24 protein-coding genes are annotated in these 18,588 nt (G+C 47.2%); 20 read left to right on the top strand and 4 right to left on the bottom strand.

Annotated elements, in window-relative coordinates; translation table 11 throughout:
- Positions 1 to 5 precede the first annotated feature (5 nt).
- Complete coding sequence (efp, locus tag J2Z66_RS03145; protein WP_209969868.1) at positions 6 to 563, top strand: elongation factor P; 558 nt, start codon at positions 6 to 8, stop codon at positions 561 to 563.
- A 685-nt stretch (positions 564 to 1,248) separates the two neighbouring features.
- Here efp and J2Z66_RS03140 read toward each other — a convergent pair.
- Entirely contained in the window at positions 1,249 to 1,839 is a 591-nt protein-coding gene (locus J2Z66_RS03140; RefSeq protein WP_245375248.1) for a winged helix DNA-binding protein, read from the bottom strand.
- A gap of 521 nt (positions 1,840 to 2,360) precedes the next feature.
- Between J2Z66_RS03140 and J2Z66_RS03135 the strand changes: the two genes are divergently transcribed.
- Positions 2,361 to 3,617 carry an aspartate kinase gene (locus tag J2Z66_RS03135; protein WP_209969867.1) on the top strand — a complete coding sequence of 419 codons (1,257 nt, stop codon included), beginning with the start codon at positions 2,361 to 2,363 and terminating at the stop codon, positions 3,615 to 3,617.
- A gap of 38 nt (positions 3,618 to 3,655) precedes the next feature.
- Here J2Z66_RS03135 and J2Z66_RS03130 read toward each other — a convergent pair whose 3' ends face one another.
- From J2Z66_RS03130 to comA, 3 genes are all read right to left on the bottom strand, one after another.
- Positions 3,656 to 4,120, bottom strand: coding sequence for a DUF441 domain-containing protein (locus tag J2Z66_RS03130; protein ID WP_209969865.1), 465 nt, complete (start codon positions 4,118 to 4,120; stop codon positions 3,656 to 3,658).
- A 124-nt stretch (positions 4,121 to 4,244) separates the two neighbouring features.
- The gene (locus J2Z66_RS03125) at positions 4,245 to 4,964 is read right to left on the bottom strand and encodes a 2-phosphosulfolactate phosphatase (RefSeq protein WP_209969863.1); all 720 of its coding nucleotides are present in this window, start codon (positions 4,962 to 4,964) and stop codon (positions 4,245 to 4,247) included.
- 41 nt (positions 4,965 to 5,005) lie between these two features.
- Positions 5,006 to 5,812: a phosphosulfolactate synthase gene (comA, locus tag J2Z66_RS03120; RefSeq protein WP_209969861.1), complete on the bottom strand. Its 807-nt coding sequence runs from the start codon at positions 5,810 to 5,812 to the stop codon at positions 5,006 to 5,008.
- 149 nt (positions 5,813 to 5,961) lie between these two features.
- Between comA and J2Z66_RS03115 the strand changes: the two genes are divergently transcribed.
- The 18 genes from J2Z66_RS03115 to xseB all read left to right on the top strand — a co-directional run bounded on the left by J2Z66_RS03115 (position 5,962) and on the right by xseB (position 18,574).
- Positions 5,962 to 6,228 (top strand): YqhV family protein, encoded by a 267-nt coding sequence (locus tag J2Z66_RS03115; RefSeq protein ID WP_209969859.1) that lies wholly within the window; start codon positions 5,962 to 5,964, stop codon positions 6,226 to 6,228.
- A gap of 69 nt (positions 6,229 to 6,297) precedes the next feature.
- Complete coding sequence (spoIIIAA, locus tag J2Z66_RS03110; protein ID WP_209969858.1) at positions 6,298 to 7,245, top strand: stage III sporulation protein AA; 948 nt, start codon at positions 6,298 to 6,300, stop codon at positions 7,243 to 7,245.
- A 38-nt stretch (positions 7,246 to 7,283) separates the two neighbouring features.
- Positions 7,284 to 7,802, top strand: a complete 519-nt coding sequence (gene spoIIIAB, locus J2Z66_RS03105) for a stage III sporulation protein SpoIIIAB (RefSeq protein WP_209969856.1) — start codon at positions 7,284 to 7,286, stop codon at positions 7,800 to 7,802.
- A 14-nt stretch (positions 7,803 to 7,816) separates the two neighbouring features.
- Positions 7,817 to 8,020, top strand: coding sequence for a stage III sporulation protein AC (spoIIIAC, locus tag J2Z66_RS03100; RefSeq protein WP_209969855.1), 204 nt, complete (start codon positions 7,817 to 7,819; stop codon positions 8,018 to 8,020).
- 23 nt (positions 8,021 to 8,043) lie between these two features.
- Positions 8,044 to 8,433, top strand: a complete 390-nt coding sequence (gene spoIIIAD, locus J2Z66_RS03095) for a stage III sporulation protein AD (protein WP_209969853.1) — start codon at positions 8,044 to 8,046, stop codon at positions 8,431 to 8,433.
- Between the two features lie 12 nt (positions 8,434 to 8,445).
- Positions 8,446 to 9,642, top strand: coding sequence for a stage III sporulation protein AE (gene spoIIIAE, locus J2Z66_RS03090; RefSeq protein ID WP_209969851.1), 1,197 nt, complete (start codon positions 8,446 to 8,448; stop codon positions 9,640 to 9,642).
- 27 nt (positions 9,643 to 9,669) lie between these two features.
- Positions 9,670 to 10,410: a stage III sporulation protein AF gene (gene spoIIIAF / locus J2Z66_RS03085; protein WP_209969850.1), complete on the top strand. Its 741-nt coding sequence runs from the start codon at positions 9,670 to 9,672 to the stop codon at positions 10,408 to 10,410.
- Between the two features lie 39 nt (positions 10,411 to 10,449).
- Positions 10,450 to 11,088: a stage III sporulation protein AG gene (gene spoIIIAG, locus J2Z66_RS03080; RefSeq protein ID WP_209969848.1), complete on the top strand. Its 639-nt coding sequence runs from the start codon at positions 10,450 to 10,452 to the stop codon at positions 11,086 to 11,088.
- A 35-nt stretch (positions 11,089 to 11,123) separates the two neighbouring features.
- Positions 11,124 to 11,831 carry a SpoIIIAH-like family protein gene (locus tag J2Z66_RS03075; protein ID WP_209969847.1) on the top strand — a complete coding sequence of 236 codons (708 nt, stop codon included), beginning with the start codon at positions 11,124 to 11,126 and terminating at the stop codon, positions 11,829 to 11,831.
- A gap of 153 nt (positions 11,832 to 11,984) precedes the next feature.
- A complete protein-coding gene (accB, locus tag J2Z66_RS03070) occupies positions 11,985 to 12,479 on the top strand; it encodes an acetyl-CoA carboxylase biotin carboxyl carrier protein (RefSeq protein WP_209969845.1) in 495 nt (164 codons plus the stop codon).
- Positions 12,480 to 12,611: 132 nt separating this feature from the next.
- Positions 12,612 to 13,970 carry an acetyl-CoA carboxylase biotin carboxylase subunit gene (gene accC / locus J2Z66_RS03065; protein ID WP_209969844.1) on the top strand — a complete coding sequence of 453 codons (1,359 nt, stop codon included), beginning with the start codon at positions 12,612 to 12,614 and terminating at the stop codon, positions 13,968 to 13,970.
- A 182-nt stretch (positions 13,971 to 14,152) separates the two neighbouring features.
- The gene (locus J2Z66_RS03060; protein WP_209969842.1) at positions 14,153 to 14,563 is read left to right on the top strand and encodes an Asp23/Gls24 family envelope stress response protein; all 411 of its coding nucleotides are present in this window, start codon (positions 14,153 to 14,155) and stop codon (positions 14,561 to 14,563) included.
- Between the two features lie 82 nt (positions 14,564 to 14,645).
- Positions 14,646 to 15,206, top strand: coding sequence for an alkaline shock response membrane anchor protein AmaP (amaP, locus tag J2Z66_RS03055; protein ID WP_209969840.1), 561 nt, complete (start codon positions 14,646 to 14,648; stop codon positions 15,204 to 15,206).
- Positions 15,207 to 15,219: 13 nt separating this feature from the next.
- Positions 15,220 to 15,447: a DUF2273 domain-containing protein gene (locus J2Z66_RS03050; protein ID WP_209969839.1), complete on the top strand. Its 228-nt coding sequence runs from the start codon at positions 15,220 to 15,222 to the stop codon at positions 15,445 to 15,447.
- A gap of 81 nt (positions 15,448 to 15,528) precedes the next feature.
- The gene (nusB, locus tag J2Z66_RS03045; protein WP_209969837.1) at positions 15,529 to 15,996 is read left to right on the top strand and encodes a transcription antitermination factor NusB; all 468 of its coding nucleotides are present in this window, start codon (positions 15,529 to 15,531) and stop codon (positions 15,994 to 15,996) included.
- An 86-nt stretch (positions 15,997 to 16,082) separates the two neighbouring features.
- Complete coding sequence (gene folD, locus J2Z66_RS03040) at positions 16,083 to 16,949, top strand: bifunctional methylenetetrahydrofolate dehydrogenase/methenyltetrahydrofolate cyclohydrolase FolD (protein WP_209969836.1); 867 nt, start codon at positions 16,083 to 16,085, stop codon at positions 16,947 to 16,949.
- Positions 16,950 to 16,956: 7 nt separating this feature from the next.
- A complete protein-coding gene (xseA, locus tag J2Z66_RS03035) occupies positions 16,957 to 18,327 on the top strand; it encodes an exodeoxyribonuclease VII large subunit (RefSeq protein ID WP_209969834.1) in 1,371 nt (456 codons plus the stop codon).
- The gene (gene xseB / locus J2Z66_RS03030) at positions 18,314 to 18,574 is read left to right on the top strand and encodes an exodeoxyribonuclease VII small subunit (RefSeq protein ID WP_209969832.1); all 261 of its coding nucleotides are present in this window, start codon (positions 18,314 to 18,316) and stop codon (positions 18,572 to 18,574) included. The genes xseA and xseB overlap by 14 nt, the downstream gene beginning before the upstream one ends.
- The last annotated feature ends 14 nt before the right edge of the window (positions 18,575 to 18,588 follow it).

Raw genomic sequence — 18,588 nt, 5'->3', positions numbered from 1 at the left:
AACAAGTGATTTCAGTTAACGATTTTAAAACAGGTCTTACCATTGAAGTAGAGCATGACTTATTTACAGTGATCGATTTCCAACACGTTAAGCCAGGTAAAGGTGCAGCTTTCGTGCGCTCCAAGTTAAAAAACATTCGTAACGGCAATACCGTAGAACGCACATTCCGTGCAGGAGAAAACGTGTCCCGCGCTCACATTGAGAATCGTGAGATGCAATACCTTTATGCCAGCGGTTCTGAGCATACTTTCATGGATACTGAAACCTACGATCAATTCAGCTTGCCTGTGGAGCAGCTCAAATGGGAGCTTAACTTTCTGAAAGAAAACATGATGATCAACATCATGAGCTATCAAGGAGAAATTCTTGGAATCAGCTTGCCAAACAGCGTTGAGCTGAAGGTAGTAGAAACGGAGCCAGGCATCAAAGGCAATACAGCAACTGGCGCGAGCAAAGGTGCAAAAGTCGAAACCGGCCTGACTGTTCAAGTGCCACTCTTCATCAATGAAGGCGATGTACTGCTCGTTGATACTCGTGAGGGCAAATACATCTCACGGGCTTAGTGATAGCTTGAGCGATTGAATAGCTAGGTTAGCTATTTACAAATTGGATTCTCCTTGCGCTTTCTTAGCGCGGGGAGAATTTTTTTTTTACATTCGTGTAAGTAGCCCTGAATTAATCCTGAGGCATCCCTGTAGTAGCCCGGCTCCCCCGAATGGAGCATGTGCTTCATTTAACGATGTTTTTCATCGTTAAATGAAGTGTTTCCAGGTAAGTCCGTCAGTTAACGATGATTTTCATCTCTAAATGAGGACGGACGGCCTCTCTAGGTGGAAAAAAGGGATTTTAACGATGTTTTTCATCGTTAAAGCAAGGATGTGGAGAGGACCTGATGCTTTTAAAGATGAAAAACATCGTTAAAGCATCAGCTTCTCCTAGCTGCGCGGGCTCTTCATCTACAGCTCCTGCACCCGCTAGGAAATCTCCTTTTACTAAGAGAAAAACCCTTGCTGGCTGTCCGTTTGAGCTTGGTGTTCGTGTGATTCGTGCGATTATAGCTAAAGAGAGGGAATGGCTGTGGGTGGAAGAGCGTAAGCGCCCGCCTTTAAAGATTTGTTCCTACCTATTCATCGATTCCGTTCAAGGGAACAAATCTTTAACAGCGGCTGGAGCCCACAGCCATTCCGTCCCTCCACGCACCAACGTCACTATACGGTCTTCAAAGGACGCCACAGACGTTTTTTTATTCTACATACCCAAAAAATCAGAAGAAGCCGAGCTGGTTAACTTGTAAAAACGCGAACGGCTACTTCCCTTGCCAGCGGAGTGCAAAAATCCTTTATCGACCAACTGGCGAAGAAGTTTTCTTGCTTTTTGTTGTTCAATATTGAGCTTTAGGCAAATATCTTTTGGAGTGAGGTCACGCTTGAGCTTTATTCCAAGACGCAATATATCTTTTTCTTCAGATGAAAGCTTCTCCAGATCGCTTTGATGACTGCTGTGGCTGTGCCATCTTCCCATAAATTGCTGGACGAGCTGCTCACACATTCGCGGCCGATCTCTCACATCATCGAAAGAGAAGCGTAGAATTTTCCAGCCATCAATGACTAAATGATTTTGCCGCAATAATTGATCTGAGAATGGTGAACGGCTGATCTGCTGCTGATGTGGCCCAAATCCATCGATCTCAATTGCTAGCCTGAGGTGTCCCTGAAGTATGGCAAAAATCGAGGTATCGGGTTCCGTCTTTGAAATCATAAACCTCATATTCGGGATGCACACCATCAAAATGCCCAAAAGCTGGCCACCATACATGCTCCAAAAATAATTTTTCCGCATAGCCATGCCCCTGTTGTAATCTTCTTAACGATTCTCCCCGCCGCATTTTTTGATGTTCAACCATAAATTCACTGTACGCTGTATCAAAGCTCATGAACAAGAACCTCCCAGTAAAAAAATAAAACCGCCTCCCAAACAGCAGTAGATGCTGATCGGAAAAGCGGCGTGTTCTTCACTAACCGTATGATTATTGCTTTTATTGTAGCTCTCCATATGAATCTGGTCAAGAGTGTATTTGAATAGCTTGATTAGGTGGAAATGAATAGGACTGGAAAAGCTGGAAAGGTCATGCACACACACATAGGTAGGCGATAAATAGTGGATAATGAGATAGCTACTTGAAGGGATGACTTTTGATTATAAGCTAGTTTAGAGTTATTGCAGTAGGAGCAGCTTTCAGAATCAATCATTGTAAAAGAGTTCTGTAAAGAGTTCTGTAAAAGAGATCGTACCACAATTCCCCGATGTGTGCTATAATGTTTAATTGTTATGTAAAAGTATACATTGGGAGTGGAGCGGCTTTGTCTCTTATAGTGATGAAATTCGGCGGTAGCTCTGTCGGTGATGCGGAGCGGATAAAGCGTGTTGCAAAAAGGGTTATAGAACGAAAGAAAGCGGGTCATGGTTGTGTTGTGGTAGTCTCTGCCATGGGCGATACGACTGATGATCTGATTGATATTACGAAGCAAATTTGTGAGGGAAGTCCTCCAGCCCGAGAAATGGATATGCTGCTTTCGACGGGTGAACAGGTTTCGGTGGCCCTTCTATCTATGGCGATACATAGTTTAGGGGAAAAGGCTATTTCCTATACAGGATGGCAAAGCGGGATTTATACAGAAGCTGTACATGGCAAGGCACGCATTACAGATATTCAGCCTCAGCGTGTGCTTGATTCAGTGGCGCAGGGGAATATCGTAATAGTAGCAGGCTTCCAAGGTATGTCCATTGATGGGGAAATTACGACACTAGGCCGCGGCGGTTCGGATACGACAGCGGTTGCGCTAGCAGCTGCTATTCCTGCGGACCTTTGTGAAATATACACGGATGTTGATGGTATTTATTCAACAGATCCTAGGGTTGTCAAGGTAGCTAGAAAGTTAAAGGAAATTTCCTATGATGAGATGCTGGAGCTTGCTAATTTAGGAGCAGCTGTCCTGCATCCAAGAGCAGTGGAATATGCCAAAAATTATAACGTGGCCCTAGTGGTACGTTCAAGCTTCACGAATAACGAAGGAACCAATGTCAAGGAGGAAGCAGTCATGGAGCAAGGGATTGTCGTACGAGGCATCGCTTTTGACAAAAATGTAGCAAGAGTCAGTATTCTGGGAGTTCCGGAGAAACCCGGTCAACTGGCGAAGGTGTTCACATCGCTTGCCAAGCAGCAAATTGATGTGGACATTATTGTGCAAAGTGGTGTGATCTCAGGCTCAGCTGATTTCTCTTTCACAACCAACCTGTCCGATCGTGAGAAAGCATTAAATGTTCTGGAGCAGCTTCGCGGAGAAGTAGGATTCCGTGAAATTACTTCAGAAGTAAATTTGGTAAAGGTATCGATAGTTGGCGCAGGTATGGTGAGTACCCCGGGAGTGGCGGCTACTATGTTCGAAGTGATTTCCAATTTAGGCATAAGCATTAGTCTGGTCAGCACATCGGAAATCAAGATGTCCTGTGTAATCGATCAGACCCATCTTACTGAAGTAGTTCGCGGACTTCATACAGCTTTTGGATTGGATACAGAAGAGCAAGCTGTTGTTGGCGGTCCTTCAGAAAGAAGGTAACTAACGCCGCACCAAGATGTATTATGTTCTTTCTTAAGTCAGTTGAACTTACCAGCAACGAAATAGGCAAGCTTCAATAAAAAAGCGGTGATTCCGGCAGCCATCAAGGGGCCAACCGGAATGCCGCGCATAAATACAATTCCAAATATAGAGCCAATGACCAGACCCACAATTAATTGTGGGTCTACTTTGAGTAGTTCGAGCCCTTTTCCATTCATATAGGTAGCAATTGCTCCTCCAGTCAGAGCGATGATACCGGGCCAGGTAGTGAATACAGACAAAACGTCTTTATAGGAAATCCTTTCGCTCGCAAAAGGAACAAGCACACCTATGGTAAGGAACAAGAGTCCAAGTTCAAGACCTCTGCGTTCTAGCGTGGGAAGGTACCGGTCCAGGTTGATGAGTTTGACGACAAGCAGCACGCAGGCTGCTGTAGTAATAATTGGAGAGCGCCCAATTAACCCGATAATAATAAGAATAACCAGTAACAAATCACCATTCATAACAAAACCCCTAACTCGATAGTCTACGTCTGTCTCGTCTTATTTTATGAGAGGACAAGGGTTTTAGAACGTTTGGAGAAGTCTTAGAACTAGTTGAAAACAGAAATTCGTATCCGAACAGCAATCATTTCCGATAAGAAGTCATCATCCCATACCGCCATAGAGGTACGGTTTCAGTCATGTTTAATTGGGCGCAGTACTCGACATCGCCGCGAAAACCGAGCTTGCTGAGCCGTTTGCCGTTCGAGCAGCGGAGCAGAACATCCGGAATATTGGCTTGCAGCTGCAGAAAAGTGCTACGCATAGCTGTGGCCAAGTCATTTAAGCTGGCGTTAGCTTCACCGAGCAGAAGGACTAATGCATCAACGATCTGTCCGGCACAAAGACCATCTTCCAAAGCGAATACATCCTGCGTACCAGCGCAGATGATAACAATGTCACGCTTTATTTCAGCAGCAGCCAAGGCACAGGATTTTCCGTTCAATAAAGCCCCTGCCAGCACAAATTCGGCTCTTTCGGCCTTGTGAAAACCTCTTGTTCCATTTGTTGTCGTCATAATGAGACGTTTACCCCGAATAGCTTCATTCTTGTACTCCAAAGGGGAGTTTCCATAATCAAATCCGGGGATTTTCCTGCACATCCGCTCACCGCCAAGAATGTCACCCGGCTTTTGAAGCTCCTTGGCCTGGAGTACCGTTTCTACCGGAATAATACCTCTAATGCCTTCATCTAATGCTGTTATCATGGTGCTGGTAGCGCGAAGAACATCGATTACGATAACTGTTCTTTGGATGAATGCATCTGATCTCGCTTCCCCTATCGTGCCAATGACATCGATCTGCATCTGAGCCCCCCCTCCTGCCAGCTTCTGATCTAGCTTCTGGTCTAGCTTTTGTCGCTTTCCAAGGCAAGCGTATCGGAACGCAGACCTCTGCGGAGAGCTTCTAATGATATAATTTCATGAGGAGAAATATTGCCGAGGTGCACACCAGAGCCCAACTGCTGCAGCAAGTGAACCTGTTGACTCTTGAGAGGAGCTTCCCAGAGCAGAATTTCTTGTTTCGGTATAGCCGTAAGCACCCTGCTTAGCTCTTCATCCTTGCAATTTCCCTGAGCATCGAAAATACCTACACCAAGCCCCGATTCTCGTGCTTCAATGGTTACAAGACCCGCACCGAATTCCACATCAAGCAAGACCGTTTCGATGAGCTCCTCAATTTCAATAGAAGAACCCCAACCCTTTTTTCCGTATTCCGTAATAACTTCCAAGCCCTCGCCGAGTCCTCTTTCAATTAACTCATTGCGCAGCCCGCGATTCATATCAATGGTTCCATCGGAAACTTCCAAGCCAGTAAAGCCAAGACTCTTGATCATGTCAAAAAAAGAAGAGAGAGCATCTTGTACGACAGCTACCTCCAAAAATGTGCCACCAGGATATATACAAATATCATAGGCTTGTGCCATTTCGATTTTGGTTCTTAGTAGCGGTTCAGGATACAAGGGGGCAGTGCCGAACCCAATTTTGATCATGTCCACATGTGCGCCTGAAGTGCTGAGCAAATCTTCGAAGGCATTCAGCCCGAGCCCTTTATCAATGACCATCGTTTTGCCTAGCGTTCTTGGCTTGTTCTGCCTACACCCTGTGGGGTCGACCAGCACGGGATTCCATTGTACATGAGATGCCAATTTCATTGGTAAGATCTCCTCACTATCGCTAAATATGTGATTTCTGTGTTCATCATATGCATTTTTATAAGAGACGGTGCCCACCATGCCTAAAATCAGACGAGCTTGCATAAGGTAGGTTTAAAAGAGGATTGTCAAGGAGGGATAGCAAGCAGGTGATCAACAAAATTGTGCTAAGCATGGCCTCGCTGAGGATGTTCTCAGGCTGCCTGGAAATTATTGCGGCACTGCTGATGATTCGTTTTAACCAGATTGAGAAGGCATTGCTGGTGAACTCTGGCTTGGCTCTAGTAGGTCCCCTAGTTCTACTAACTACAACTACTATTGGTCTAGTAGGCATTGCAGAGAAACTATCATTTGGAAAAATGATTTGGGTGCTGGTTGGGGTTAGCTGTATTTTTGTTGGTATTTTAAAAAAGTAATCGGTCATATTTGGTACTAGCAGGCATACATATATTAGAGAAGAAACGGACTTTGCTGGAGGCTTGCCCATGCTGGAATCTATTGTAGCCATTCTCCCCCCCTCTCTCAGATTTCTCGTCTCGCAGCTTTCGAGAGAAGTACAAGCAGATTTGGAAGAGATTCGCATTCGCGAAAGAAGACCTCTGGAAATTTGCTTCGGCAATCGGTACAGCTTCGTAAGCGGACAAGGAAAGCTTGTTCAGGATGAACATCAGGCGTACTTGCCAGGATACGAGGATTGCAGCGCACTGCTGGAACTGCTGACGAATCATTCCCTCTACACCTTCGAGGAGCAGTTAAAGAAAGGCTTCATAACGATAGCCGGAGGCCATCGGGTTGGACTAGCCGGACGAACGGTGCTGGAGCATGGAGAAGTCAAGCAAATCCGTGATGTGAGCTCTTTCAACATTCGGATTGCCAGGGATGTTCAAGGAGTTGGCAAGCCAATTATCCCTTACTTGTACGATCCGGAATTCCGCAGCGTTCATCATACCTTGGTCATATCGCCGCCCCAGCAAGGTAAAACAACTTTAATCCGCGATTTGGCCCGACTAATCAGCAGAGGAGCCTGGGGAAGCATGGTTGGCAGAAAGGTTGGCATCATTGATGAGCGGTCGGAGCTGGCGGCCTGTGTGAAGGGCGTTCCGCGATTTGATCTGGGTCCACGGACAGATGTGATGGACGGTTGTCCGAAGGCGGAGGGCATGATGATGATGATTCGTTCTTTATCCCCGGAAGTGCTGATTGTTGACGAGATTGGACGTGCTGAGGATGCTACAGCCATCTACGAAGCGATGCACGCAGGTATTCGTGTAATTGCTTCTGCCCATGGTGCGGGTCTTAGTGATATTCGGCAAAGGCCGGTGCTGCAGGATCTTATCCGCGAAGGCGTATTTATGCGCTACGTGACTCTCGGCAGACGCCGCGGCGAAGCTGCTTCCTTCCAGGTGTTTGATGGGAAGGGACAGCAGCTGTAGTCCCCTCCGGCGGTGCGGATAGAAAGAAGCTGAACAGTATGCTTAAATTTATCGGTGCAATATGTATTCTTGGAGCGGCAGCCATGCTCGGATTTGTTCAAGCCTTGCATTATGCGCGCAGACCGAAGCAAATACGCCAAATGATAGGCGCTCTGCAGCGAATGGAGACGGAGATTATATATGCGCTAACTCCACTCCCTGAGGCGTTCGCTACGCTTGGCCGCCAGACGGCCGAGCCTCTCTCTACGCTATTCAAAGCGACATCTGAGGGCTTGCAAAGCAGTGCTGGACATTCTACCCGGGATGTATGGCAGCTTGCTGTTAAGGAAACCTGGCAAAGGTCCTCGATGAAGCAGTCAGAGCAAGAAATTGTCCTGCAGCTTGGGCATGTTCTGGGGATGAGTGACCGAAACGATCAGGTGAAGCACCTGCGGCTCGCTGTCAGTCAACTGCAGGCCGAGGAGGCGGATTCCCGGGATGAGCAGCAAAGGTACGAGAAAATGTGGAAAAGCCTTGGCTTGCTCATTGGCGCATTAATCGTGATTTTGATGTATTAAGTGAGGTGCCCGTAATGAACGTTGATGTGAACGCCATTTTCCAGATTGCCGGCATCGGCATCATCATCGCGATGATCCATTCGGTGCTTAAACAGATGGGAAAAGAGGATATGGCGCACTGGGTAACGGTCATCGGCTTTGTGGTCGTGCTCTTTATGGTCGTCAGTATGCTCGATGATTTATTTAAGGAAATCAAGACGATCTTTCTTTTTCAATGATTTTTTCTTGATAGGTGGATAGTATGGAAATCATTCAGATCGTCGGTTTAGGGCTCATTGTCACGATCCTGTCATTGATCATCAAAGAACAGAAGCCTATGTTTGCTTTTCTGCTCGCTACGTTTACGGGAATTGTGATCTTCCTGTTTTTGATGGGTAAAATATCTGCGGTCATTCGTGTACTCGAAGAACTGGCTATGAAATCGGGCATTCAAATGGTCTTTCTGAAGACCATCCTCAAAATTATAGGCATCGCTTATATCGCCGAATTCGGTGCCCAAATCGTGCGTGACGCAGGGCAGGAATCTATAGCCTCCAAGATTGAGATGTCAGGCAAAATTCTCATAATGGTCATGGCTATCCCTATTATCAGCGTTATTATCGAGACTGTTGTCAAGCTGCTGCCGGCTTAAGGAGCTGAAGCTATGATCCATCTATATTTGCACTCCTCAATCAGAAAACTGCTGCCGGTTCTGCTGCTTGCCATTAGTCTTTGGCTGTGCATGGAAGGTACGAGTTATGCACAAACACCTGCCGATACGATTATTCAGGGGCAGGCCGAACATTTGAATACGGACCAGGTAGAACAGTACTGGAATAAGTTAATGAATGACTACGGGGGGTACTTCCCGGGAAATACGACTCCAAGTTTCATGGAACTGCTCCTGGGGACCAAAAGCATCAGCTTGTCCGGGATCTTCAAAGGCATAATTAGCTACTTTTTCCACGAGGTACTGGTCAATGGCAAGTTGTTGGTTTCCATCGTAATTCTCACGGTGTTCAGCATGATTCTGGAAACACTGCAAAGCTCCTTTGAAAAGAAAACAGTCAGCCAGCTGGGATACACCATTGCTTACATGATACTGATTATTATTGCAATCAACAGCTTCAGCGTAGCGATTGGCTATGCCAGAAATGCCATTTCATCGATGATTGAATTCATGCTGGCCGTCGTTCCGCTGCTCTTGACCTTGCTGGCTTCCATGGGAAATGTAACCTCTGTAGCGATTCTCCACCCGCTTATCGTGTTTATGATTCACTCTGTGGGGACGGCCATTTACATTTTTGTTTTTCCGCTGCTGTTCTTCTCAACCGTTCTGCATATCGTCAGCTCCCTTAGCGAGAAGTATAAGGTGACACAGCTTGCTAATATGCTGCGAACTGTCAGTCTAGGACTCCTTGGTGTTTTCGTTACTGTATTTCTCGGTGTGATTTCTGTGCAAGGCGGGACAGGTGCAGTCAGGGACGGGGTGACGATCCGAACCGCTAAATACATTACGGGGAATTTCGTCCCGGTAGTCGGACGCTTGTTCTCAGATGCCTCGGAAACGGTCATAGGAGCCTCATTGCTGGTCAAAAATGCAATCGGCTTAACAGGAGTCGTGATCCTCATTCTAATATGCGCCTTCCCGGCGATCAAAATATTGGCGCTTGCTGCTATCTACCACTTATCGGCAGCCATTATGCAGCCTCTCGGTGACAACCCGATGATTGCCTGCCTGCAGACAATAGGAAAGAATATGATTTACGTATTTGCTGCACTTGCAGCGGTCGGGCTTATGTTCTTCCTGGCGATAACAATTATGATTACGGTCAGCAATGTTTCAGTCATGATGAGGTAACACTTTGCTAAGGAGGAGATCAGAAGCATGGATTGGTTAGCGGGATGGCTGAGAACAATCATTATGGTTATTTTACTAGCCACCTTCGTGGATCTTCTACTACCCAGCAATACCATGCATAGATATGTAAAGACGGTGATGAGCTTGTTTATCCTTCTTACGCTGCTATCGCCGGTTCTGGAATTATTCCAAAAAAATTGGGATGTGGAACAAATGATGACTGCAGCCGAGCAAAAGCAATACAATGCAGCAAATCAGGCTTCAAACGGGCGAAAGGGCGGTATGAAATCGCTCGAAGCTATTATCCAGGATGCGGAGCGTTTAAAGGCAATCGGTGAAAAACAGTCGCTGGAGCTGCTGCAAAAACAGATTGAGACCGTGATGATGCAGGATTTACAGCAGCAAACGGATCTGGTGGTAGACAAAGCCCAGGTCGCTGCAAAGCTTGACAATAACGGGAAACCCATCGTAACAGATGTGTGGGTGACCCTTCATGAAATAGATCGGGAAAGCGCAGCGCAGAAGCCGGAGGAAGCGGAGGATATTGCAGCAATAGCTTCCATTCGGCCCATAGAACCCATTCGGATCCGTCGTGATAGTGATGAGTTGGTCTCGGCGGGAAAGCGTGGGGAGTCAGGGGGGGCACCGGGCAAGCTATCTCTTCCGCTGGAGCAAGAAAGGCAAAGGCTGGTCCAGCGCATATCGCGTGATTGGCAGGTGCATGCCGGCCAGATCGAGGTGCAAATTCAAGCAGGCTTGAAAGAGTAAACCACTGTCTATGGAAGCAAGGGGAAACGAGGTGAGCGGATGGGGAAATTCATACAATGGATGGAGCAAAGGTTCAGCAAGGGATCAGGTGGAGCCAAGCGAACAAATACTTTTTTGTGGATACTGTTAATTGCCCTGCTGGGAGCCGCCTTAATGGTTATTAATTCGTTTCTGACTGTTAAAGATGTGGATCCGATCAACTCGGCACGAGCTTCTCCAAATCCGCTCAGCACGGAGACGTTTCTTGGCACAGGGGGGAAGGATAAATCAAGCTTCCATGATTATGAAGTGGTTTATGAAACTGAGCTGAAGGAAATTTTGCAAAAAATTGTTGGAGTTGGCGATGTTGAAGTGCTGCTTACGATTGAATCTACGGAAGAGCTCACTGTCGACAAAAATTATAAAGACACACAGCAAATAACGACAGAAAAAGATGAAAAAGGGGCAACGCGCAACATATCCGAAGTATCACGCAGCGGTGATGTGGTGATATACCAGGTTTCCGGGGACGGACAGCCGTTAGTTCTTAAAGTAATTAAACCTAAAATAAGGGGAGTCATCGTTGTAGCCAGAGGAGCAGAGAATCCAACCGTGAAAAAGATGATTACGGAAGCCGTACAACGCGGATTGGATGTAGCGACCCACCGGATTTCTGTACTGCCAAGAAAAACAGGTTGAATTCAGATTCCATACTATGAGGAGGAAGATTGAAAATGAATGCAAAAAGACAAACGATTTGGCTGGTTTCCATGTTGACCTTGATGGTGGTGTTATCCGCTTACTATTTGTTCACTGAAGATGTCAGCAAGATTGATCTGGCGGTAGGCGAGACAGTAGCTAACGCTCCGCAAGAAATTAAAATCGATATGAGCCAGACAGAGCAAAGCGCTGCTGTAACTGGGGATGGGAAAGCTGCTGAAACAACTGCTGCTGCCGGAGAAACTACTGCTCAAACGGAGCCAGACACAAATACCGCTTCAAGCACAGGTGAAAATGCTACTGCCAAGAATGAGCCTACAGATGAAGAAATTTTAAAAAAGCTAGAGTCAGAGCAATCTCAGACTACATCGAGCAGTGACTACTTCACAATGGAGCAAATGAAAAACCATGAAGCATTGCGGCAAAAAGCTGATGAACTGCTGTCCACCATTACAGATCCGAAACAAAAGCCGGAAGCTGTAGCGCTAGCTAATAATGAGCTGGAAAAAATGTCAGGTGAACAGGAAAAAATCGATAGGCTGGAGGAAGTGCTTTTGAAGGATTTCCCGCAAGCTATCGTGTCTCAGGAAGGTAAGAAATGGAAAGTAACTGTACAGAGTGAAAAGCTGGAAAAAAGCCAAGGTGTGACAATTGTCGACATGGTAATCAAGGAATTGGAAGCTTCTCCAGAAAATATTAAGATCCAATATGTCAAACCTTAGTCATAAAGTTGAACCCGCAGGTTCGCAGCTTAAGGAGATGAAAGAGTCCGGACAAACTGGACTCTTTCCATTTCTGGCGTTTATGGTTATAATACTAACGTTACAGGTGTGTTAACCGCTTTCGGGTTCACCAACTTTAGAGGAGTGACTTGGATGTACAAATTAAGTGAAATTAAAGAACTGGTCAAGCTGATCGATCAGTCTTCCTTGCAAGAGCTTGAAATCGAGAACGAAGGCTTTCGCTTGCTGATTCGCAAGCCCAATAAGACAGAGTCGGTGATCGTGAGCTCTGCCCCAACACAGCATTCTTACTTTCCGGTCTCTACGACCGCTCCTGAGCAGGTTCCAGCCTTGAATGCAGAGTCAGGCGCTGCTGCCCAGAGTGTTAAGTCGGAAGCAGATTCTAACTTACATAAGATCGTTTCGCCAATGGTAGGTACTTTCTATCAGGCAGCCTCCCCTGGTGCGGCTCCCTTCGTGAGCCTCGGCAGCAAAGTCAGCGATAAAACAGCCGTCTGTATCGTGGAAGCCATGAAGCTGATGAATGAAATTGAAGCCGAGATCAAAGGGGAAATCGTCGAGATCCTGGTTGAGAATGGCCAGCTTGTCGAATACGGACAGCCTTTGTTCCTGGTGAAGCCGGAGTAAGCGCGTGAATCCAATTATCAGAAAGTGCTGGATGCCAGACATTCGCCCATTCACTCTTTTCTGATAATCTGGACAAACGCTCCTGTGCATACACAGGACGGCGAAGCCGTTTACCCTTGGGAGGAGAAAAGTATGAAATTTCAAAAAGTGCTTATTGCGAATAGAGGCGAGATTGCCGTTCGCATTATACGGGCCTGCAAAGAGCTCGATATTTATACGGTGGCTGTATATTCGGAAGCAGACCGCGATGCACTGCATGTGCGTCTCGCTGATGAAGCCTATTGTATTGGACCAACAGCTTCCAAAGACAGTTACTTAAATTTTACGAATTTAATGAGTGTTGCGACGCTTACGGATTCGGATGCGATTCATCCAGGCTATGGCTTTCTTGCTGAAAATGCTGATTTTGCCGAGATTTGTGAGAGCTGCAACATTACTTTCATTGGCCCATCACCCGATGCGATAAGCCGTATGGGCGATAAGTCAATGGCCAAGCAAACGATGAAGGAAGCCAAGGTGCCCATTATCCCAGGCTCTGACGGTTTAGTGGAGAGCGTGGACGATGCGATCAGCATCGCCAGAGATATCGGGTATCCGGTCATCATCAAAGCGACAGCAGGCGGCGGCGGCAAAGGGATTCGTATCGCAGACAATGAAGAAACGCTCATTGCGCAAATCACAGCTGCCCAGCAGGAAGCGCAAAATGCGTTTGGCAATTCGGGTGTCTACCTGGAGAAGTATTTGACAGGTATGAAGCATGTTGAAATTCAGATTCTAGCAGATAAGCATGGCAATGTCGTGCATCTGGGAGAGCGTGATTGCTCTGTTCAGCGGCGCAGGCAGAAGCTTTTGGAAGAAGCGCCTTGTCCGATACTCAAGCCAGAGACGCGCAAAGCGATGGGTGAAGCTGCTGTCAGAGCAGCCAAAGCCGTTAATTACTCTGGTGCAGGTACATTAGAATTTCTACTTGGTCCAGACGGTAATTTTTATTTTATGGAAATGAACACAAGGATCCAGGTTGAACATCCCGTCACCGAGATGATTACCGGAATCGATATTATTAAAGAGATGATTCGTGTTGCCGAGGGGAACCCGCTTTCCTTCAGTCAGGAGGATGTAAAGATTAATGGTTGGGCGATCGAATGCCGTGTAAACGCGGAGGACTCGAACAAGAACTTTATGCCTTCCGCTGGACAAATCAAGTTTTATTTGCCTCCAGGCGGCTTTGGAGTTCGTGTGGATAGCGCTGCATATACAGGCTATACGATTCCGCCATATTATGACTCTATGATCGCTAAGCTTATCGTTTGGGGAACAAGCAGGGAAGATGCTATTGCTAGAATGAAAAGAGCCCTGGATGAATTTGCTGTAGAGGGCGTTCATACGACGATTCCATTCCATCTTAAACTACTTCAGCATAAGAAATTTATTTCTGGTGATCATGATATTAAGTTCCTTGAAGAGCATGATGTCAACGATCCAGATTCTTAGATAAGTTATTTGTCATATTTTATACAGGATGGTATAGTTATTAGTAACTGGCTTATGAGACAAGATTGTTGAGCAAACGCAAAGCTTATTGCTTACGAGGCAAGTGCTGCCTGCAAAACGCTTAGCCTGTGCCTACGAAGCAATCAAGTTTTGCTAAAGCAAAACTTTTAGGAGGAACCGAAATGAGCACAATCGCACCGGATTATGTCAAAACGGATATGGGAAGAATCCAAATTGCACCTGAAGTGATTGAAATCATTGCCGGACTTGCAACTGTAGAGGTAGATGGAGTAGCGGGAATGAGCGGTGGGTTCGCTGGAGGTATTGCGGAGCTGTTGGGACGCAAGAACCTTTCCAAAGGTGTTAAGGTAGAGGTTGGTGAGCGTGAGGCGGCCATTGATGTATCGATTATTATCGAATATGGCAATCGGATTCCCGAAGTGGCCAAAGGCATCCAGCAAAATGTGAAGAGCGCTATCGAATCCATGACAGGTCTGCATGTGGTAGAAGTGAATGTGCATATTCATGATGTGCATTTCAAGGGCTCAGAGAAAATAAATGAAGAAGACACAGCTATAACCCGAGTAAGATGAACGGCTATGCATACACAATCATTGAAACCCCCTACAGGTAAGCAGGGGGTTTCCTCCGATAGAGGAAGGGGACGAGCTTTTCTTGGTTAAACTTGTGGACAAGCTTTTGTTGTTTCTGTACAGCTTATTTGTTTTCCTAGCTTCGTGTGCGCTGCTGTTTGCTGCTTGGAACTGGATTCCAATGAATACTTCCATGGATGCGATCGATATTCTGTATCATGAGAAAGTCCCAGCTTATACGACGATTGCTGTGATGCTGGCCGTACTGCTTATTAGTCTTCGTTTTCTATACATATCCCTTCGTCGTGACCGCTCTCAAGCGCCTTCCATCGATCAGCGGACGGAATTTGGAGATATACGGATTTCTTTGGAAACGGTGGAAAACCTATGCTTGAAGGTGGCAGCCCGTTCTCGCGGAGTTAAAGATTTGCGGGCAAGAGTGAAGGTCAATCAGTCAGGGCTTGAAATCGTTATCCGCACTGTAGTAGACGGAGAAAGCTCGATACCGGAGCTTACCGAGGAAATGCAGGGCACTGTGAAGGGCTATATTGAGGAAATAACGGGCATTCCGGTTGCATCTGTTACTGTATTCGTAGCCAATATTGTACAATCTTCCCCTACGTTTAAAAGCCGGGTCGAATAGAGGTGAGCCACTCATGAGAAATGAGTTGTGGGAGCAGCATAGGGGCAAATGTATAGGTGCTGCGGCAGGCGTGTTTTTGGGCTTTATCTACTTGATATGGGGCTTTTGGGATATGCTGATTTTTGCATTTATAGTGGCCGTAGGGGTTTATATTGGCGGCAAGCTTGACCGTAAGGAAAGTATACTTCCGTTCGAGGACATTTGGCGCTACTTGACACAGAAATGGAGAATGTTCCGATAAATCCCTGGTGCATCCATGGATTTTTTTGTTTGGAAGCATACTAACTTAAAAGAAATAAATTAAAAGGAAAGCAGGAAACTCATGAAACGCAGAGTAGCTAGAGAGCTGGCGATACAAAGCTTGTACCAGATAGAAATGAATGAAGTTTCAACCAAGGAGGCCGTTGAAGGAGCTATTGCTGAAGCGGAGAATGACAATGAAGGAGAACTGGATTTCTCCGACGACAAGCTATCACCGGATTACATTACGGAGCTGGTAGATGGCATCTATGAGTATAAGAAGCAGATCGACGAGATGCTTGAGGAATATTTGAAGGGTTGGCAAATGGACAGGCTTTCCCGCGTTGACCGTGAAGTGCTCCGTCTTGCCGTCTATGAGATGGTCTACCGCGACGATGTTCCTCCCAAGGTTGTAGTCAATGAAGCTATTGAGCTCTCCAAGCATTTCGGGACAGAAGAGTCAGGCAAATTCGTAAATGGCGTACTAGGCAAAATGATCAAGGAATTGGACAGCTTGAAAAATAAAAAGTCGCTTCAAAATGAAACTTAAGTTGCTTTTTAATTTGCAACTAAAAGTACAATTAAATTTAAAATTTCAATATACAACTTAATTTATCAGCTGAGGGGGGCGTCTTTATGACTGCTCAAATTATTAATGGCAAAGAAATCGTGAGCGCTTTACGCGAGGAAATCAAGGCTGAAGCAGCTGAGTTAACAGCTCAGGGCACACAGCCTGGACTAGTTGTTATAATCGTTGGTGAGGACCCTGCTTCCAAGGTATATGTCAATAGTAAAGCGAAGGCCTGCGAGCAGGTAGGTGTATACTCGGAAGTTCACCGACTACCAGAGAACACTACGCAGAAAGAATTGATTGCTCTGATCCATCTGTTCAATCAGGACAAGCGTATTCATGGCATCCTGGTGCAATCACCGCTTCCGAAGCACATGAATGAAGAAGAAGTTGTGGATGAAATAGATCCGGCCAAGGATGTGGACTGCTTTCATCCGGTTAACGTGGGGAATTTGATGATCGGCAAGCCGGGCATGCTGCCTTGCACACCCGGTGGTGTTATTGAAATTTTGAAAAAAATTGATGTCTCTATAGCCGGCAAGCATGCCGTTGTGGTTGGGAGAAGCAACATCGTAGGCAAGCCCATGGCGCTGCTGCTGCTTCGTGAGCATGCAACGGTAACTATCTGCCATTCGCGTACTCCGAATATGGAGGAGATTACAAAACAAGCGGATATACTTGTTGTCGCCGTAGGGAAAGCGAACCTCATAAAAGCAGAGCATGTGAAACCAGGTGCTGTAGTTATTGATGTGGGGATGAACCGTCCTGTGGATGGAAAGCTGACCGGAGATGTGGATTTTGAAGCGGTCAAAGAAGTTGCAGGAGCCATTACACCAGTACCAGGCACGGTGGGACCTATGACGATCACGATGCTGCTTCGCAATACATTGAATGCGGCCAGCCGTTCCGCCAAGACGAATGTGAGCGTGTAGCGGGCTTATGGCGAGGAATGAAGCAAGCATCCTGTCCGTCAAGGACTTAAACCGTTATATTAAGATGAAGCTGGAGGGTGACGGGCGGCTCCAGGACGTTTGGGTGCGCGGCGAGATTTCTAACTTCACCCATCATTCCAGTGGGCATATGTATTTCACCCTCAAGGATCCGGATGGCCGGCTCAAGAGCATTATGTTCGCCTCTCACAATCAGAGGCTCGGTTTTATACCCCGAGAAGGAACTAAAGTGATCGCTCGCGGCAATATTTCCGTATATGAAAGAGATGGCGCGTATCAATTCTATGTGACGACGATGCAGCCGGACGGTCTGGGAAGCTTGTTTCTGGCTTTCGAGCAGCTTAAGAAGAAGCTGGAGGCAGAAGGGCTTTTTGCCGCTGCTGTAAAAAAGCCGATCCCTCGCTTTCCCAAGACTATCGGCATTATAACCTCGCCAACCGGAGCGGCAATCAAAGATGTGCTGATTACCCTCAAGCGGCGATTCCCTTCGGTATCGATTCTGCTTTATCCTGTGCTTGTGCAGGGAGCGCAGGCAGCGCCTTCGATCGTCAAGGCCATCGAAGCGATGAACAGGCTCGGTGAAGCCGATGTGCTGATCGTTGGCCGCGGCGGCGGCTCGCTCGAGGAGCTGTGGGCGTTCAACGAGGAAACCGTGGCGCGGAGCATCTATGCCTCCGCGATTCCCGTCATCTCGGCCGTCGGCCACGAGACGGACTTCACGATCGCCGACTTCGTCGCCGATCTGCGGGCTGCGACGCCCACAGCCGCGGCGGAGCTGGCGGTGCCGCATCATCTGGAGCTGAAGCAGCAGCTGGCCATCCATATGCAGAGGCTGCATATGGGGCTGCTCCAGCAGCTTCAGCGCAAGCAAGAGCGGCTGACACGCCTCAGGCGGTCACCGGTGCTTGTCAACCCGCGCAGGCAGCTGCTGACACAGCCTGCGCAGCGTCTGGACCGGCTGGCGGAGCAGCTCGGGTACAAAATGCGGCAGCGGCTTGCCCAGGCTGCCCAGCGGCATATCAGGCTGGACCGCAGCCTGTCTGCCTTTAATCCTAAAGAGCAGATCGTTTACGCCAAGCGGCGGCTTGAGGTTTCGAATCGTCAGATGCTGACGACAATGCAGGGTCTGCTGCGCAGCAAGAAGCAGGAATGGCTCTCTAAGCTGCGCCATCTGGACGCGCTGAGCCCGCTTAAGGTTATGCAGCGGGGCTACAGCCTGGCCTATGATGAGAATGAACAGACCTTGATCCGTTCGGTCCATCAGGCCCAGCTTGGTGATGTGGTCAAAATCCGGCTTGTGGACGGCAGGCTGGATTGTCATGTAATGGGGATGGAGGAGAACAACAATGACAAAGAGTGAACCGGAAGTAAACTTTGAACAGGCCATTGAACAGCTGGAAACGATCGTTGCCCAGTTGGAGAATGGAGACGTCCCGCTCGAAAAAGCGATTGAGCTTTATCAGGAGGGAGTCCGACTCTCCCATCTATGCGGACAAAAGCTGGAGCAGGTAGAGAAAAAAATAGAGCTGCTGGTGGAGGGGGAAGCGGGAATAACCCGCAAGCCTTTCCAGCCATCGCTGGAGGATAAGGGGAATTCTGTTGAATAACGAAGAGCTGACTT

This window comes from Paenibacillus eucommiae (assembly GCF_017874215.1).
Taxonomy (GTDB): Bacteria; Bacillota; Bacilli; order Paenibacillales; family NBRC-103111; genus Paenibacillus_AI; species Paenibacillus_AI eucommiae.
Note: the sequence above shows the minus strand (reverse complement) of the source record. Positions and strands in the feature narration are given on the sequence as shown.